We start from the raw sequence: 17,088 nt of genomic DNA, 5'->3' as shown, positions 1-17,088 counted from the left end.
ACTACTCTCCGTGTAATGGTTCAATATGGAATTCGGGTGCGGGGTCGCCTGGTTCTAGAATGACGGCACGCGTCTCGCCCTGACTTGCAATTCCGTCACGCCATTTTGCTGGATACCTCCAGATTGCTGGCTGGCGATCGGGAGTAATAGAGGTACTGGGGTACTTGGATATGACCTCCTGCTTTCGCTCCTCGGCGTGATCACTCAGTTGCCAGTGAATGCTACCGATAACCAGATCCCGGACTTTGTTTGCAGCCTCGATTGATTCTGCAACTGGCATGCTTCCGAAATTAATAAAGCGTAAGAACAGGATGTAATGATCGTCCAGAGCAGTCACGGCGAAGGCTTTGAAATTAGAGTCTTCATGCTCTTCTGGTTTGTCAGCAGGTAGGTCTTTATGTTGCTCGAACAGTATCCATGGGTTGCCTTGCTTGATCTCAACTTGCCAGTTTACTGGTGCGAGTTTCCGGCCATAATCAGGCATTGCAGGGCCTGTTTCATACAAGTAGCGCATGACCACTTGTTCCAGAATGGCGGGGTTGAAACAACTCATTCCTTCTGGAAGGCAGTCAACCCTCAATGACGTAACCTGGAAATCGGTCATACCAATGGAATCAAACTTCCAGATTGGACCAAAAAATTCCCAATTCCGACGAATGCAGTTGGCGTAGCTGAACTTATTGTCTTCGTATTCGTGACCGTAGTCGTAGATAGAACGCTCGTGGATATTAGGGATATCTTTCGGCTCAACATCGGCGTCAAAGCCCGCTGAGGAATAGTGCGGTGGCAGCGTGATATCCAGCTTGCAGCCAGCAAGAGACACAGAGACGCGCTCTGGATTATCCAGACCCGGTACATAAGGGTTTTTATGAGAGGCAAAGAGGCGCTTAAACATAGTCCGTTGCAGATAATCCTGAATTGATCCGAGTGTAACAATGCGGGCCGGATCAGGCCATAGTCACGCTGTGACAGATGTCTGTTTATTAAACAAAAAAGCCCGACATGTACTTCTACATGTCGGGCTTGTTAGTAGCGCGAAGTACGCTTACAACACCGAAATATCCGCGATACCGATAAACAGCCCCTGCAGCTGCTTCAGCAGTGCCAAGCGGTTGTCTTTCACGGCGTCGTCATCGGCCATCACCATCACGTTGTCGAAGAAGGCATCGACGGCAGTGCGCAGTCCAGCCAGTTCGTTCAACGCGGCAGCGTAGTCACCGTTGGCCATCAATGGCTCAAGTGCCTGCTGTTTGGCGGCGATTTCGCGGGCCAGTACCTGCTCTTCGTTCTGCGAAAGCAGTTCGCCGTTAACCTTGGCTTCGACTGTATCGCCGCCGTTTTTGGCGAGGATGTTGGATACACGCTTGTTCGCGGCGGCCAGTGATTCGGCGGCATCGAGCTTGCTGAATTCGTACACGGCTTTAACGCGACGATTAATGTCGAGTGCGTTAGTCACGCCCAGAGCGCGTACTGCCTGGAATACGCCGGTCGGGATGTTTTCATCCGCGTACCAGGCGCTGAAACGATCCAGCATGTATTCGATCAGGGTGGCTTTGGTGTCGGCCTTAGGTGCGGTTTTCCACTCCGATGCCAGCGCCCAGTCGATCAGGGTGCCGAGGTCGATGTCGATTTCTTTCTCTACCAGAAGTCGCAGTACACCGAGTGATGCACGACGCAGGGCAAATGGGTCTTTCGAGCCGGTCGGAATCTGGCCAAGGCCAAACAGACCAACCAGGCTGTCGAGACGATCGGCCAGTGCGATCAGGGTACCGGTTTGTGTCGCAGGCAGTTCATCACCGGCAAAAGCAGGCATGTACTGCTCGACCATGGCCGCCGCAACGTCAGCGTGTTCGCCATCGTGTTCAGCGTAGTATTTACCAGCCAGCCCCTGCAGGTCAGTGAATTCAAAGACCATCTGACTGACGAGGTCGTTTTTGCATAGCTGCGCTGCGCGTTGAACCAGTGCAGCATCGCCACCGGTTTCGCCGGCGATACGGGTCGCCAGTGCGCTGATGCGGCGGGCTTTATCGGCAATCGAACCGAGTTTATTCACCCAGACGACGTTTTCGAGTTTCTCAAAACGGCTTTCCAGCTTCTGCTTACGGTCGGTATCCCAGAAGAAGGCGGCGTCCGCCAGACGCGGGCGGATCACTTTCTCGTTACCCGAGATCACCTGCGCCGGATCTTTTGATTCGATGTTCGACACGGTAATGAAATTAGGCAGCAGTTTGCCGTCTTTCATCACGTGGAAGTATTTCTGGTGTTCTTTCATCGAAGACACCAGCGCTTCTGGCGGAACGCGCAGGAAGTCTTCATCGAACGAGCCAGCCAATGCCACCGGCCACTCGTTCAGTGCGGTGACTTCATCAAGAAGGTCGTCATCGATGATGGCTTCGCCACCGAGTTTCTTACCCTCGGCGGTGACCTGTTCTTTGATCAGAGCGGAGCGTTCAGCAAAGCTGGTCATTACATACGCGCCGCGCAGGGTTTCCTGATACGCCAGCGGTTCTGCGATGGTCACTTCGCCCGGCGCATGGAAGCGGTGTCCACGGCTGGTGTTGCCCGCTTTCAGACCCAGCACTTCGGCGTCGACGACGGTATTGCCCAGCAGCATGACCAGCCACTGAACCGGACGCACGAATTCAACCCGCGATGCTCCCCAGCGCATGCGCTTAGGAATCGGCAGTTTGTCGAGGCTGTTCTGGACGATGTCACCCAGGAGTTCACTGGTCTGCTTGCCCTTAATCGTGCGCTGTATCATCAGCTTACCGGCGTTTTTGCCGTGCGAATCCGGGGCTGTCTGCAGGTCAGCGGCGGTCGCGCCCGCGCGCGAAGCGAACCCTTCTGCCGCTTTGGTGGGCTTGCCGTCGGCATCAAAGGCGATCTTGGCGGGTGGGCCGTACAGGGTTTCTTCTTTGTCTTCCTGTTCGGTCTGTAGCGCTTCAATGGTGATCGCCAGACGACGCGGTGCCGCGTAGCTGGTCACGTCGCCAAAGCTGATTCCAGCGTCGGTCAGGCCGGCTTCAACACCAGTAGTGAAAGCGTCAGACAGCGACTTTAACGCCGTTGGTGGCAGCTCTTCGGTACCGAGCTCTACCAGAAAATCTTTATTAGACTGGCTCATTTTACTTCTCCTCCTGAGCGGCAGCTTTTGCTTCGCGGTCGGCTTTTTCGGCCTGATACTTGGCGAGCACATCAGCACGGTTGGCTTCTTCAGCCAGTGGGAAGCCCAGCTCTGCACGGCTGTTGAAGTACGCCTGAGCAACTGAGCGCGCCAGAGTACGGACGCGGAGGATATAGCCCTGACGCTCGGTCACAGAGATGGCGCCACGGGCATCGAGGAGGTTGAAGGTATGTGATGCCTTCAGAACCTGTTCGTAGGCTGGCAGAGGCAAGCCAGCATCAATCAGGCGAGCGCAGTCTTTTTCGTACTGATCAAACGCAGTGAACAGGAAGTCTACGTCCGCGTGTTCAAAGTTGTACGCCGACTGCTCGACTTCGTTCTGGTGGAATACATCGCCGTAAGTCACGGCTTTGCCGTCCGGGCCGTATGTCCAGACCAGATCGTAAACAGAATCGACTTCCTGCAGGTACATGGCGATACGCTCAAGACCATAGGTGATTTCGCCAGTCACCGGGAAGCACTCAAGGCCGCCCACTTGCTGGAAGTACGTGAACTGAGTGACTTCCATACCGTTCAGCCAGACTTCCCAACCCAGACCCCAGGCGCCCAGCGTTGGAGATTCCCAGTTGTCTTCAACGAAGCGGATGTCGTGCACCAGAGGATCAACGCCCATTGCACGCAGCGAATCGAGGTAGAGCTCCTGAATGTTTACCGGATTAGGTTTCAGAACCACCTGGAACTGGTAGTAGTGCTGCAGACGGTTCGGGTTCTCACCATAACGGCCATCGGTCGGGCGACGGCTTGGCTGAACATAGGCAGATGCCCAGTTCTCAGGGCCAATGGCACGAAGAAAGGTAGCGGTGTGGAAGGTACCGGCACCGACTTCCATATCGAGCGGTTGGTTGATCACACAGCCCTGTTCGGACCAGTATTCCTGCAGGGCAGCGATAAGGCCCTGGAAGGTTTTGATGTTATGGCGGCTCTCACTCACGGTGATAATTCCTGTGGTTTGCGCGAATTCAAAGACTGGCGATTATAGCAGTGGCGGCGCGGGATAACAGGGGGCAGACGCCCCGTCTTTACTGGGGGAAGTAAACGAACACGAAAAAAGGGGCCAAGGCCCCTTTTTTCACGCTGGTTGGTGTCTTACTGAAAGCTGTTCAGCCTTGCAGCCAGCCGTTCAGCATATTGATGTCACCTTCGTTCAGCGTGCCTGCGTAGTACTTCAGGGTCAGCAGGTTGATGATGTAGTCATAACGCGCGTTTGCGTAGTCACGCTCTGCACCGTACAGCTGCTGCTGTGCGTCGAGCACTTCAACAATATTACGGGTACCGACTTTATAACCTGTCTGGGTCGCATCCAGTGCACTACGTGCAGAGCGGATCGACTGCTGGCGTGCCTTGATGTTCAGAACATCATTCTGGACCTGCAGGTACAGAGTACGGATATTCTGACGAACTGTGCGTCGTTCGTTCTCAAGCAGATAGTCAGCGGCAGCGTAATTCAGAGCAGCCTGTTTGGTCTGAGCATACAGAGAACCACCGGCCAGCAGAGGTACTGATACCTTGATGCCATAAGCGGTTCGGGTGGCGCTAGCAGGATCTTCGGTGATGGTTGTGGCCTGATCGCCGTCTTCATAGTTAGCAAAAACTTCTACGGTAGGCAGGTGCGCTGCACGTGCGGCGTTGCGTTGCAGGCGAGCGGCTTCAAGTTGTGAGTCCACCATGCGCAGGCCCGGGAATTTATCCATGCCGGAAGTAACCCAGGCGTTCGGATCGGCAGGCTCTGGACGATTCATATCCACCGAGCCTTTCAACGCAGCAACATCACTGATGGTCTGGCCTGTCAGCTGCTCAAGCGTTTCGTACTGAATCTGGCGGTTTGCCTGCTGGCCCAGCAGGTTGGCATAACTCAGATCGTAAGCGGCTTGCGCCGAATGAACATCGGTAATTGCAGTCAGGCCGACGTCATAGCGCTGCTTAGTTTGCTCCAGTGAGCGTTGCACGGCTTTCAGTTCAGCATCGGCAGTCGACAGGTTGTCTTCGGCACGCAGGACGTTGAAGTAGGCTTCCGCCGTACGAAGCAGCAGTTGCTGTTCGGCCATTTGCAGCTCGTAAATGCCGTTGTCGTTACCAGCGCGAGCTGCCTTGTAGGTGTACCAGCTGTTCAGGTTGAACAGTGACATTCCGGCGGTAACCGAGAATGCGCCGAGTTCGTAATCAGTGACCAGTCCGTTTACACCGTCGATTTCGATTTCGACATTAGTGTGCGTGTAGCTGGCTTCTGCCTGTGGCAGCAGAGCGCCGCGGGCGATCATGACGTTGTATGCATCTGCTTCGCGACTGGCGCGGGCAGCAGCAATTTGTGGGTCGTTGCTGGCGGCCATGTCGTATATGGTGCTGAGATCTGCAGCAATAACGGCCGATGGCAACAGGATTGCAGATGTCAGAGTAAGCAGTTTTTTCATAAAGGTGCCTTTCCCAGGAGAAGGTATAAAATGCTCTCAGGTGCCCCTGGAATTTCCGGAGGTGCACCAAGTCTAACAGAAATTATCCGGCTTTCAGTTTCACCTTTGTTGCTACTGAGCGAACAGTCAGTATTGCCGGTGTTTATTCGAATATTCTTGTATAGATATATAGATAGGTCAAGCATGTCCGTTTTCCCATCGCCCATGACAGCCGCCGATGTCGTCGTGGAGGCAAAAGAAGTCGCATATCAGGGGTTCTTCCGCATGGAAAAGCTCACCCTTCGCCATAAACGCTTTAACGGCGAATGGATGGGGCCGTTCACTCGTGAGCTTTTCGAGCGCGGGCAGGCGGTCTGTGTCCTGCTGTTTGATCCCAAAAAAGATGCAGTGGTGCTGCTTGAGCAGTTTCGCGTCGGGGCGCTTGAGGATGAACGTTCTCCCTGGCTGATTGAGCTGGTCGCGGGCATGGTGGAAGAGGGCGAAACGCCTGAGGACGTCGCCTTGCGTGAATCCGAAGAAGAGGCTGGCACCGTGCCCACCCGCCTGATTCCTGTGTGCAATTACTGGGTGTCCCCAGGCGGTACCAGCGAAAAGGTCGCGATTTTCTGTGGACTGATCGACAGTGAAGGCATGGGCGGGCTGCATGGTCTTGATGACGAACATGAAGACATCCGTGCATTTGTGGTGCCGTTTGACGATGCCTATCGCGGTGTGGAGGATGGCACCATCAACAACGCGGCGACCATTATGGCGTTACAATGGCTGAAGATTAATCACGCCTCAGTGACTGCTTAAAGGCAGCGTTCAGGACGACACATGCGCTCTTTTGAGGGCGTCTTCAGTCATGTCTGACATTGCCGGTAGTGGCGCTGATCAGGAAAATCTTCATGCGTCCTGCTAAGGTGTTGTGTCTTTGATATTTACTCCGGAGAGAACGCTTGCGCCGTAAACGCTACGTCCCTGACCTGCAGGAAATGGCTTCCGTTGCCGAGTCGAATTACCTGCGATTCCTTCGCTTGCTGCCTGAGACCGACGAAGGCGGTGAGCGCACGTTTGCGATCACAGGGATGGGTGATCAGAGTGCCCGGGTGCGGATCAGGATCGACGAGGTGCAGCCATACACCACGATGCTGACCGTACAGCAGGAGGGCTTGAGCCCGGAGTGGGTCACTCCTCCTTCCATGAATGTGCGCCTGTACCACGACGCCAGCATGGCCGAGGTGCTGAGTTACCAGAACCAGCATAAATTTGAGGGGCGGTATCAATACCCCAATCCTCAGATGCGCATGCCCGATGAAAAAATTCAGCTGAATAAGTTTCTTGCCGACTGGCTCGAGCACTGTCTGCAGCACGGGCATGTCGAGCAGCCTTTCAGTTTTACGCCGACCTTTTAATTAAGTGTGTTGAGCCGGGCCACTCTGGCCTGGGCTGGTACTTTTTTCGTATATTGGCCCGTATATTCCGATATGTGATGGGTTTCCGTTCGGGGCTTTGACAGACGTCTAATATATAGTCTCAGCCCACTGAAATTCACACTGAGGCCAACGTGTTCCAACTGACATCCGCCGAGACATTGCGCATCGTGCAGGTGACCGATACCCATCTCTTCGGGGATATCGGTGGTAAGCTGCTGGGCGTACCCACGTACGACAGTATGCATGCCGTTCTGTCTCAGTTGGATGCGTTTCCGTTTCAGGCCGATGCCATGCTGGTCACAGGCGACCTGTCTCAGGATGGCAGCGAACAATCCTACCGCCTGCTGGACGATGCCATGGCCCGCTTCGGTGCTCCTGTCTTCTGGCTTCCCGGAAATCATGACGAACCCCGCAACCTTGAGAAAGTCGGACGTGAGCGGGATCATCTGCATAAGGTGATTCGCAGCGAACACTGGCAGATTGTGATGCTCGATTCTCAGGTGGAAGGTGCTGTGTTTGGCCAGCTCAGGCAGGAAGAGTTGGATATGCTCGAACGTGCTCTGACGGAGCGGGATGACCTGCATACGCTCGCTTGCCTGCACCACCATCCGATCCCGATGAATAGCGAGTGGATGGACAACATCGGTTTGCGCAACCGTCAGGCGCTGATGGAAATTCTGAGTACTCATGACAACGCCAAAGGTGTGCTTTGGGGGCACGTGCATCAGAGCTGCGATGGTTACGTGAATGGCGTGCGCCTGATGTCCACGCCCTCAACCTGTATACAGTTTGAGCCGCAGACCAGTGGTTTCAGTCTTGATGAGGCTGCGCCCGGTTTCCGCTGGTTAGAGCTGCACAAAGATGGGCGTATCAGCACGGGCGTTGAACGCCTGAGCCATGTATCCTTTGCGGTAGATCGTACCCAGACAGGATATTGATATGCTGATTCCGGCCTCTGTGCAAAACAGCGGCTGCCTTTATCTACACGGTTTTCTCAGCTCACCCGCATCCGAGAAGGCCCAGCAGATGATGGCTCTGTTCCGTGAACATCCCGAGCTCGGTTCCATTAACGCCCCTTTTATTCACTTCGCTCCCCAGGATGCCATTGCACTGGCCGAGCAGGCCCTGGCGGAATTGCGTGAGAAGCATGACCGGGTCTGGATTGTTGGCAGTTCGTTGGGTGGCTTTTACGCGACCTTTTTAGCCGAAAAACACGATGTCCCTGCTGTATTGATCAACCCTGCGGTCCGGCCGTTCGAATTGTTCAGGCATTACCTCGGCGAGCACACTCACTACCATACGGGCGAAACACTGTTGCTCGAAGAAGCGCACCTGCATCAGCTTGAAGCGCTCAATACGCCCGTTGTTCAGAATCCGCAGAATCTGCTGCTGCTATTGCAGACAGGCGATGAAACTCTCGATTACCGGCATGCTGCTGAGCTTTACCGCGAATGTCCGGGCTGGCTGGAGGGCGGCGGTGATCATAGTTTCCAGCATTTTATCGACCGGGTGCCTCAGATGCTGGGGCACTTGAGTCGCCTCTGGTAGGCAGACTCCCCCACGCCCCGGTATACTCCGGACATTACTGCAATTCATGGTTTGACAGGGGAACAGATGTCAAAGCAATACACCGCCTCATCGATTGAAGTCCTGAGTGGTCTGGACCCGGTCCGTAAGCGTCCGGGCATGTACACCGAAACTACCCGCCCGAATCACCTGGCGCAGGAAGTGATTGATAACTCGGTGGACGAAGCTCTCGCAGGTCACGCCAGCAAGATCGAAGTGACGCTGCACGAAGATGGCTCAATGACTGTGCTCGACGACGGTCGTGGTATGCCAACGGATATTCACCCTGAACATGGTATTTCGGGCGTTGAACTGATTCTTACTCAGTTACATGCTGGGGGTAAGTTCAGTAATGACAACTACCAGTTCTCCGGTGGTCTGCACGGTGTCGGTGTTTCTGTCGTCAATGCCCTGTCGCAGGTGCTCGAAGTCACTATCTGGCGCGACGGTCAGGTCCAGCGTATTGGTTTTAAAGACGGTTATAAAGCGATTGATCTTCAGGTGGTAGACACCTGTGGTAAGAAGCGCACTGGTACCAGCGTTCGCTTCTTACCGGACCCTCAATACTTCGATACTCCCAAGTTTTCTGTTGCACGACTCAAGCACAACCTGCGTGCTAAAGCGGTTCTCTGCCCGGGGCTGCGTATCAAGTTCAATGCCCCTAACGCTGAAGACAGTGCTGAGTGGTATTACGAAGATGGCCTGAAAGATTACCTCAAAGTCTCGACAAGCGGCTGGGAAGCCATCCCCGAAGAGCCTTTCACAGGTGCAATGAGCGGTGATACTGAAGGTGTCGACTGGGCCGTACTCTGGCTGCCCGAAGGCGGGGAGCTGCTGCAGGAAAGCTACGTTAACCTGATCCCGACCGCGCAGGGCGGTACTCATGTGAATGGCTTCCGTTCTGGCTTGCTCGACGCGTTGCGTGAGTTCTGCGAATTCCGCAACCTGTTGCCGCGCGGGATCAAGCTGACGCCAGATGATCTCTGGGAACGCTGCTCATATGTTTTGTCTGCGAAATTAGCGGACCCTCAGTTTGCGGGTCAGACCAAAGAGCGTCTGTCTTCCCGTGAAGCCTCAGCCTTTATCTCGGGCGTAGTGAAAGACGCCTTCGCGCTTTGGCTGAATGAAAATACCGCGGATGCCGAGCGCCTGGCCGAACTGGCGATATCCAGTGCGCAGTCGCGTTTGCGCAAATCCAAGAAAGTTGCACGTAAGAAGATTACCCAAGGCCCAGCTCTGCCGGGCAAGCTGGCCGACTGTACCGGTCAGGACAGCGAACGCACGGAACTCTTTCTGGTGGAAGGTGATTCGGCGGGTGGTTCTGCCAAGCAGGCCCGTGATCGCGAGTTTCAGGCCATCATGCCGCTGCGCGGTAAGATTCTGAATACCTGGGAAGTGGAGTCAGGAGAAATTCTGGCATCGCAGGAAGTACACGATATCGCCGTTGCTCTTGGGATTGACCCAGCATCAGATAACCTTGATGGCCTGCGTTACGGCAAGATCTGTATCCTCGCCGACGCAGACTCCGATGGTCTGCATATCGCGACTCTGCTGTGTGCGTTGTTTGTCCGTCACTTCCGCAAGCTGGTGGCGGATGGTCACGTCTATGTCGCGATGCCGCCGCTGTACCGGATCGACGTCGGTAAAGATGTCTACTACGCGTTAGACGAAGGTGAAAAGCAGGGCGTTCTTGAACGCATTAAAGCCGAAAATAAGCGTGGCAAAGTGAACGTCCAGCGCTTTAAAGGTCTGGGTGAAATGAACCCGATGCAGTTACGTGAAACCACGATGGACCCGAATACCCGACGTCTCGTCCAGCTGTCGCTGGAGCCGGGGGATGGCACCAATGAAATGATGGATATGCTGTTGGCGAAGAAGCGCTCCTCTGACCGTAAGGAATGGTTAGAGACGCACGGCAACGAGGTTGAGATTCTCTGATTTTTCACCGCTCCACTGTTTCCAGCACAATAGCCGGCAGTGCGCTGCTGGCACCCTTGCCTGCTATGGCTGATGGGATTGCTGCTGAGCCGTTTGATCTGATTCTGGCCGTATTACTGCTGGCCATGATTTCAGTATTCACTGTGCTGCTGTTGCTTCAGCAGCGCCAGCTACGCGCGCGCAGTGATCGTCAGCTGGGTGCGCATACCGCCTTGTTCGGCAACATTTTCGGGGCGCTGCCTGAGATGGTGTTCTACAAAGACCGGCGCGGCGTCTATCGCCTGTGTAATGGGCCGGGTAGTCGTTTTCTTGGTCGTCCGGCTGATGAAATTAAAGGTCAGCGTGATACCGACTTCTTCGATGTGCAGAGTGCTAAGCGGATGCGCCAGCGCGATGTTGAAGCCATTGAGCGACGCAGTGCGATACGCTCAGAAGAATGGTTGCTTGGGCCGGATGGTGAACAGGTACTGCTCGAGATAAACCGCCAGCCTCTGTTCAGTGACACTCAGGAGTGTGTCGGTGTGCTTCTTACATGCCGTGACATTACGGAAACCCGCGAAAAGCAGAAGAAACTTGAGTATCAGGCGCGTCATGACATTCTGACCGGGCTTGCCAACAGAGCGCTGCTGCATGAAAAACTGACCTTTGCGCTGCAGATGGCAAAGCGCAATGATGAGTCGCTGGCGGTAATTTTCATCGACCTTGACCGTTTCCGTGAAGTGAACGATGCGCTGGGCCATACGGTCGGTGATCTGCTGCTACGTGACGTTGCTCACCGCTTGAGCAGTAATCTGCGAGATAGTGATATTTGTGCTCGCTTGAGTGGCGATGAATTTGTCGTCGTACTGACGCAGGCGGATAAAGCCTACGTTGAGAGCAAGTGCACGCAGCTTCTCGAAGCTTTAGCACGTGCTTACCAGTTGCAGGGCCATTTGCTCAGTATCAATGCCAGCGCAGGGATTGCACTGACCCCTGAGCATGGGGACAACAGTGATATTCTGCTAGTACATGCTGATGCCGCACTGCATCACGCCAAAGCGCTCGGGCGCAATCGCAGCTGCATCTATTCACAGGAACTGTCGGCTCATAAGAGCAGTCAGTTGTCGCTGGAGCAGGACTTGAGAGATGCGGTTGAGAATGAAGAGTTCAGCCTCGAGTTTCAGGGGCAGTTCCGGCCCGGAGAGCGAGTCCCTCGCCGGGTCGAAACACTGATCCGCTGGCCTCATGAATTACGCGGCCAGGTTTCTCCGCATGAATTTATTCCATTGGCAGAAAGCAGTGGCCTGATCCGGGAACTCGGTTTCTGGGTGTTACGACGCGCATGCGCTGAGTTCATGAGTTGGCGTCAGCAGGGAATGAAACTTGATAAAATTGCCGTCAATGTGTCGGCCATGCAGATCAACAGTCGCTTCGCCGAAACGGTTGAAACCATTATGAAAGAAACCGGTTTCGAGCCCGCTTGGCTGGAGCTCGAAGTGACCGAATCGTTAATGATGTCGGGCATGACCGAGGTGAACAACCAGATTCACCAGCTTCGGGCGCTGGGTGTCGAGTTTTCAATTGATGATTTTGGTACCGGATACTCTTCGTTGAGCAAGCTAAAAGAGATGCCCGTCAGTGTGTTGAAAATCGACCGGTCGTTCGTGCGTAACATTCACGATCAGGAAAACGACTACGAGATCGCCCGCGCGATAGTGGCCATGGCCGATAGCCTGAACATTGAAGTGGTGGCTGAGGGCGTTGAAAATGAAGAGCAGGGCGAGACCCTGAGACACCTTGGCTGCGAATGGTTGCAAGGATACCTGTACGGCCGGCCTATGGCGGCGGACGATTTCCTCAGGCACTATTCCGAAACGTAGTCCTAAACGCAGTTTAATTGTTAAGTCAGAAGCAGAATATTTTAAACACGGCCCTGTGACGGGCCTCGAGCAGACAACCGGATACTATGACGGATCAGATCAGTTATACCGATGATGGCGTTGAACGTCAGTCACTCAAACAATACACCGAGAATGCGTACCTGAATTACTCCATGTACGTCATTCTTGATCGCGCACTGCCTCATGTGGGCGATGGTATGAAGCCGGTACAGCGCCGGATCATTTATGCCATGAGCGAACTTGGCCTGAAGTCGACGGCTAAGTACAAAAAATCGGCCCGTACTGTCGGTGATGTGTTGGGTAAGTATCACCCACATGGCGACAGCGCCTGTTATGAAGCCATGGTGCTGATGGCTCAGCCGTTCTCATACCGTTATCCGCTTGTCGATGGTCAGGGTAACTGGGGTGCGCCGGACGATCCGAAGTCCTTTGCTGCGATGCGTTATACCGAAGCTAAGTTGTCACAGTTTGCTGATGTGCTTCTGAGCGAGCTCGGTCAGGGTACGGTCGAGTGGCAGCCGAACTTTGATGGCACCATGGACGAGCCTGCAACACTGCCAGCACGTCTGCCGACAGTGATGCTCAACGGTACGACCGGTATCGCGGTGGGCATGGCGACGGATATTCCGCCGCATAATGTCCGCGAAGTGACCTCTGCATGTATTCGCCTGCTGGATGAACCGAAAGCCGATATTGATGCTCTGTGTGAGCATGTCATGGCGCCGGACTTTCCGACAGAAGCCGAGATCATCACACCTCGCGAAGATCTCAAGAAGATGTACCGCACGGGGAAAGGCAGCGTCAAAATGCGCGCGGTCTACACCCTTGAAGACGGTGATATCGTCATTACGGCGCTGCCGCATCAGGTGTCTGGCGCCAAGATTCTTGAACAGATTGCAGCGCAGATGCAGGCTAAGAAGTTGCCTCTCGTCACGGATTTACGTGACGAGTCAGACCACGAGAATCCAACCCGTCTGGTGATCGTGCCTAAGTCCAACCGGGTTGATACCGCCGCAGTGATGGCGCATCTGTTTGCGACGACTGACCTTGAGAAGAACTATCGCGTTAATATGAACGTGATCGGTCTTGATGGTCGCCCGCAGGTCAAAGATCTTAAAACCATGCTCAGTGAGTGGCTGGAATACCGTACCGGTACGGTGCGTCGTCGCTTGCAGCATCGCTTGGATAAAGTACTGGCGCGTTTGCATATCCTTGAAGGTTTGTTGGTTGCCTTCCTGAACATCGACGAAGTGATCGATATTATCCGCACGGAAGACAAACCAAAGCCGGTACTGATGGAGCGCTTTGGTATTTCAGATATTCAGGCCGAAGCCATTCTTGAGTTAAAGCTTCGTCATCTGGCCAAGCTCGAAGAAATGAAGATTCGTGGCGAACAGGATGAGCTGGAGAAAGAGCGCGACATGCTCGAGAAAACTCTGGGTTCTGAACGTCGTATGAAAACTCTGATTAAGAAAGAACTTACTGCAGACGCCGAACAGTATGGCGACGAACGTCGTTCTCCCGTGGTTACCCGTGCCGAGGCACGAGCTTTTAGTGAGACGGAGCTGGTATCTGCTGATCCGGTGACGGTTGTTCTGTCGCAGAAAGGTTGGGTGCGGGCTGCGAAAGGTCACGATGTTGATGGCGCAAACCTGAGCTACAAAGCGGGTGACGCCTACCTTACGTCGGCTAAAGGGAAATCGAATCAGAGTGTTATTTTCCTTGATAATACCGGCCGGTCATACAGCTTGCAGGCGCACACGTTACCGTCTGCTCGAGGGCAGGGTGAGCCACTCACTGGCAAGCTGAATCCTCCCGCCGGGAGCCTGTTCACCAATGCATTGATGGGCAAAGATGATGACCGCTATCTGTTAAGCACCGACGCGGGCTACGGCTTTATTGGAACTCTTGCTGACATGCAGAGTAAAAACAAAGCCGGTAAGACACTGGTGACAGTGCCGACCAATGCTAAAGTGCTGCCTCCTACGCTCATCGACGAACCGGATAAGAGCTGGATTGCTGCGGTGAGTAATGAAGGGCGGATGCTGGTTTTCCCTGCGGCTGATCTCCCACAGATGGCGCGCGGTAAAGGCAACAAGATGATCAACATCAACGGCACCCGGGCGGCCGCCAGAGAAGAGCTGATGGTTGCCACGCTGGCTTTTAAAGAAGGGGATACCCTGTTGGTTCATGCCGGCAAGCGTCACCTGAAACTCAAGTTCTCTGATCTTGAACACTATCAGGGCGAGCGTGGCCGCCGCGGAAACAAGCTACCGCGTGGCTTCCAGAATGTTGATTCGATGGAGGTTCAGGGGGCTGAGTAAGTCAGTGCCCACCTTCTGAAGCAATGACAAGGTCGGGCTGGTGTTCCGGTCTTAGCAGGTCCGCAATTGTGCGCGCTGATGGGGATGTTCTGACCGTACCGTCCGTTGTAATGGTTGCGACGCCAGCGCAGGTTTTACCCAGGGGAGCGACCGCTGCAGAGCGGTTTGCTTCGCCACCAAGAATGTCATCAATCTCGGCCTGACTGAGTGCCTCCAAGGTTTCAGCGGCGCTGACCTTGTGCCCCTCGAAATACGCAGCTTGCTCACTGTCCCATGAACCGTCGAGGTTTCGGTCGAAATGCTTATAGTGACCGCGCAGCATATTCTGGTCCAGGGTGATGCTCAGGGAGCCAGATTCATTGTAGGGGCTGGTGGAGTTGTTGTCGGTCAGAGAGTAGGCTCCGTGTAGCTGGGAGGCCCGCTGGCTGAGTGTCAGGGGGGTGAAGTTGGATGTGCAGTCGTGAAGCCGGAATTCTCCGTGCCCAATCTCTTCCAGCACGACAAGTTGCCGACCGGACATCTGAGTGCTGATATCGGTACCAGAGCTATTGATCAGGTCGTTCATCGTTGTCTGCACAAACCACACGCCTGCTGGCGAGCTATCTCCCCGTGCGCTTTCTGCATTTGAAGTATCGCTCATGCACCCACTGATGCTGGCAACAGAGGCAAGGATCAAGGTAGAGAGTACTGAGCGCCGGGTCTGCATAACAACTCCTTGCCGTTGGAATTCAGTGAATCGGCTAACTACCATAGCAATCCATCGGGGGATGAAAACGGGCCCTTAATGACAAGGATGTTAATTTGAGGAGGGAGTCACAAATTCAGCGTTTTCCGGTACGATTTCTGTCAATTTTGTCACAGATATCAAGAAATGGAAGGCGATTACCTGTTTGTCTACGGCAGCTTAAGGCCCGCCGCACGCGGCACCGGAAATATCTCGGGAGCTGATCGGGCGCGAGAACTTTTGACCGAAGACCGTCATGAAGGTGCTGCGACTTTGCCCGGTCAGTTAATCAGTCTGGGGCTCTATCCTGGATGGCTGGCGCCAGAGCGCGTATCAGACAGCTTGTCATCAATAGCCGTGCAGGGCGATATCTACCGCGTGGATGACAGTATTCTTGCCTATCTTGATGTGTACGAGGGCTGCTCAGTTTCTTGCCCTCCGCCTCACGAATATCGACGGCGTAAGGCAAAAGCGAAGACCTTAAGTGATTCTGAATTCGACGTGTGGGTGTACGAATACATCGGCTTTGAGGCCGGCATAAGTAGAAGGTACAGGAAGGTCCCCTCAAACGACTGGCTTAAAATGTAACAAAACGAGCCACGAAATTCGTAATCAGGCCGGAAAGGATACGGGCATCATGGTGGGCAGACCTTACTATGTTGCCTGTTGATAAGTGAATGACCGACTCTCAGAGGAGCAATAATGAAAATAGTGAAAGCAATAGCCGCGCTGGCTGTGGTTGCAGTCTTAGGTATAACAGGCACCATTATGGTTGCCCCAGCGGGTACCGCAGCGTTTCTGGTTGATGTGAAACGTGGTCTCGGAGACCTGGAACAGAAAGAAATTACTCTGCCCAGCGGCCTGACTTACGTTTACCTTGAATCAGAAAATACAGAGGCTGACACGCTAGTTCTGTTGCATGGCTTTGGCGCTGACAAAGATAACTTCACCGAATCCGCTCCGTATCTGAAAGATTTCCACCTGATCGTGCCTGATCACATTGGTTTTGGTGAGTCATCTAAACCTAACCCGGCTGACTACACGCCGACCGCACAGGCGAAGCGCCTGCATGAGCTGTTCAGTGAACTGAACCTGGACCGTAAGATCCATATGGGGGGCAGCTCAATGGGTGGTCACATTGCCATGACCTACGCTGCATTGTACCCAGCAGAAGTGAAAAGCCTCTGGCTGCTTGATCCCGGCGGTGTCTGGTCTGCTCCTAAGTCTGAAGTCATGACTATTGTTGAAGAGACGGGTAAAAACCCACTGACGGCGAAAACCGAAGATGAATTCCGCGACGTGTTTGACATCGTGATGAGCGAGCCGCCGTTTGTGCCGGGTTTCGTACTGGATCAGATGGCCAAAAAGCGTATCGACAACTTCGAGCTTGAACAGAATATTTTTGATCAGATCAAATCGGACAGTGTTGAAGAACGTGTGACTGGCCTTGAGACACCGACCCTTCTGGTTTGGGGTGTTGAAGACCGTGTGTTGAACGTTGGTGCAACGGATGTTCTCGAACAGCTGATGCAGAATGTGACTACTATCAAGATGGAAGGTATTGGCCACCTGCCTCAGCTGGAAGCGCCAAAGCAGACTGCTGAAGACCTCAAAGCCTTTATTGCGGGGCTTGAGCAGTAATCGCTTAC

The 17,088-nt window shown here is 54.1% G+C and carries 14 protein-coding genes; 9 read left to right on the top strand and 5 right to left on the bottom strand.

All coding sequences use genetic code 11. From position 1 onward, the window contains the following. Position 1 precedes the first annotated feature (1 nt). From B2R29_RS16535 to B2R29_RS16520, 4 genes are all read right to left on the bottom strand, one after another. Complete coding sequence (locus tag B2R29_RS16535; protein WP_301182067.1) at positions 2 to 895, bottom strand: hypothetical protein; 894 nt, start codon at positions 893 to 895, stop codon at positions 2 to 4. 150 nt (positions 896 to 1,045) lie between these two features. After that, on the bottom strand, positions 1,046 to 3,124 hold the full coding sequence (gene glyS, locus B2R29_RS16530) for a glycine--tRNA ligase subunit beta (RefSeq protein WP_301182066.1): 2,079 nt from the start codon (positions 3,122 to 3,124) through the stop codon (positions 1,046 to 1,048). 1 nt (position 3,125) lies between these two features. Continuing rightward, positions 3,126 to 4,115 carry a glycine--tRNA ligase subunit alpha gene (glyQ, locus tag B2R29_RS16525; protein WP_068442629.1) on the bottom strand — a complete coding sequence of 330 codons (990 nt, stop codon included), beginning with the start codon at positions 4,113 to 4,115 and terminating at the stop codon, positions 3,126 to 3,128. A gap of 169 nt (positions 4,116 to 4,284) precedes the next feature. After that, positions 4,285 to 5,592, bottom strand: coding sequence for a TolC family outer membrane protein (locus tag B2R29_RS16520; RefSeq protein ID WP_068442626.1), 1,308 nt, complete (start codon positions 5,590 to 5,592; stop codon positions 4,285 to 4,287). A gap of 183 nt (positions 5,593 to 5,775) precedes the next feature. On the opposite strand from B2R29_RS16520, the gene B2R29_RS16515 reads away from it, so the two are divergent. The 7 genes from B2R29_RS16515 to parC all read left to right on the top strand — a co-directional run bounded on the left by B2R29_RS16515 (position 5,776) and on the right by parC (position 14,715). Then, positions 5,776 to 6,387 carry an NUDIX domain-containing protein gene (locus B2R29_RS16515; protein ID WP_068435246.1) on the top strand — a complete coding sequence of 204 codons (612 nt, stop codon included), beginning with the start codon at positions 5,776 to 5,778 and terminating at the stop codon, positions 6,385 to 6,387. Between the two features lie 143 nt (positions 6,388 to 6,530). Further along, on the top strand, positions 6,531 to 6,986 hold the full coding sequence (locus tag B2R29_RS16510; RefSeq protein ID WP_068442623.1) for a DUF1249 domain-containing protein: 456 nt from the start codon (positions 6,531 to 6,533) through the stop codon (positions 6,984 to 6,986). 152 nt (positions 6,987 to 7,138) lie between these two features. Further along, positions 7,139 to 7,945 (top strand): 3',5'-cyclic-AMP phosphodiesterase, encoded by an 807-nt coding sequence (cpdA, locus tag B2R29_RS16505; protein WP_301182065.1) that lies wholly within the window; start codon positions 7,139 to 7,141, stop codon positions 7,943 to 7,945. 1 nt (position 7,946) lies between these two features. Further along, positions 7,947 to 8,555 carry a YqiA/YcfP family alpha/beta fold hydrolase gene (locus B2R29_RS16500; RefSeq protein WP_301182064.1) on the top strand — a complete coding sequence of 203 codons (609 nt, stop codon included), beginning with the start codon at positions 7,947 to 7,949 and terminating at the stop codon, positions 8,553 to 8,555. 66 nt (positions 8,556 to 8,621) lie between these two features. Beyond that, the gene (parE, locus tag B2R29_RS16495) at positions 8,622 to 10,511 is read left to right on the top strand and encodes a DNA topoisomerase IV subunit B (RefSeq protein ID WP_301182063.1); all 1,890 of its coding nucleotides are present in this window, start codon (positions 8,622 to 8,624) and stop codon (positions 10,509 to 10,511) included. 65 nt (positions 10,512 to 10,576) lie between these two features. Further along, complete coding sequence (locus B2R29_RS16490; protein WP_068442609.1) at positions 10,577 to 12,370, top strand: putative bifunctional diguanylate cyclase/phosphodiesterase; 1,794 nt, start codon at positions 10,577 to 10,579, stop codon at positions 12,368 to 12,370. A gap of 86 nt (positions 12,371 to 12,456) precedes the next feature. Beyond that, positions 12,457 to 14,715, top strand: coding sequence for a DNA topoisomerase IV subunit A (parC, locus tag B2R29_RS16485; RefSeq protein ID WP_301182062.1), 2,259 nt, complete (start codon positions 12,457 to 12,459; stop codon positions 14,713 to 14,715). A gap of 1 nt (position 14,716) precedes the next feature. Here parC and B2R29_RS16480 read toward each other — a convergent pair whose 3' ends face one another. Beyond that, on the bottom strand, positions 14,717 to 15,421 hold the full coding sequence (locus tag B2R29_RS16480; protein ID WP_301182061.1) for a hypothetical protein: 705 nt from the start codon (positions 15,419 to 15,421) through the stop codon (positions 14,717 to 14,719). A gap of 165 nt (positions 15,422 to 15,586) precedes the next feature. Here B2R29_RS16480 and B2R29_RS16475 point away from each other — a divergent pair, with 165 nt between their 5' ends. Both B2R29_RS16475 and B2R29_RS16470 read left to right on the top strand, forming a co-directional pair. Continuing rightward, the gene (locus tag B2R29_RS16475; protein ID WP_301182060.1) at positions 15,587 to 16,027 is read left to right on the top strand and encodes a gamma-glutamylcyclotransferase family protein; all 441 of its coding nucleotides are present in this window, start codon (positions 15,587 to 15,589) and stop codon (positions 16,025 to 16,027) included. A 114-nt stretch (positions 16,028 to 16,141) separates the two neighbouring features. Continuing rightward, on the top strand, positions 16,142 to 17,080 hold the full coding sequence (locus tag B2R29_RS16470) for an alpha/beta fold hydrolase (protein WP_301182059.1): 939 nt from the start codon (positions 16,142 to 16,144) through the stop codon (positions 17,078 to 17,080). Positions 17,081 to 17,088: the final 8 nt, after the last annotated feature.

This window comes from Thalassolituus sp. UBA3500 (assembly GCF_002377545.1).
In the GTDB taxonomy this organism is placed as follows: Bacteria; Pseudomonadota; Gammaproteobacteria; order Pseudomonadales; family Oceanobacteraceae; genus Thalassolituus.
This window is presented reverse-complemented; position numbering and strand designations above follow the sequence as displayed.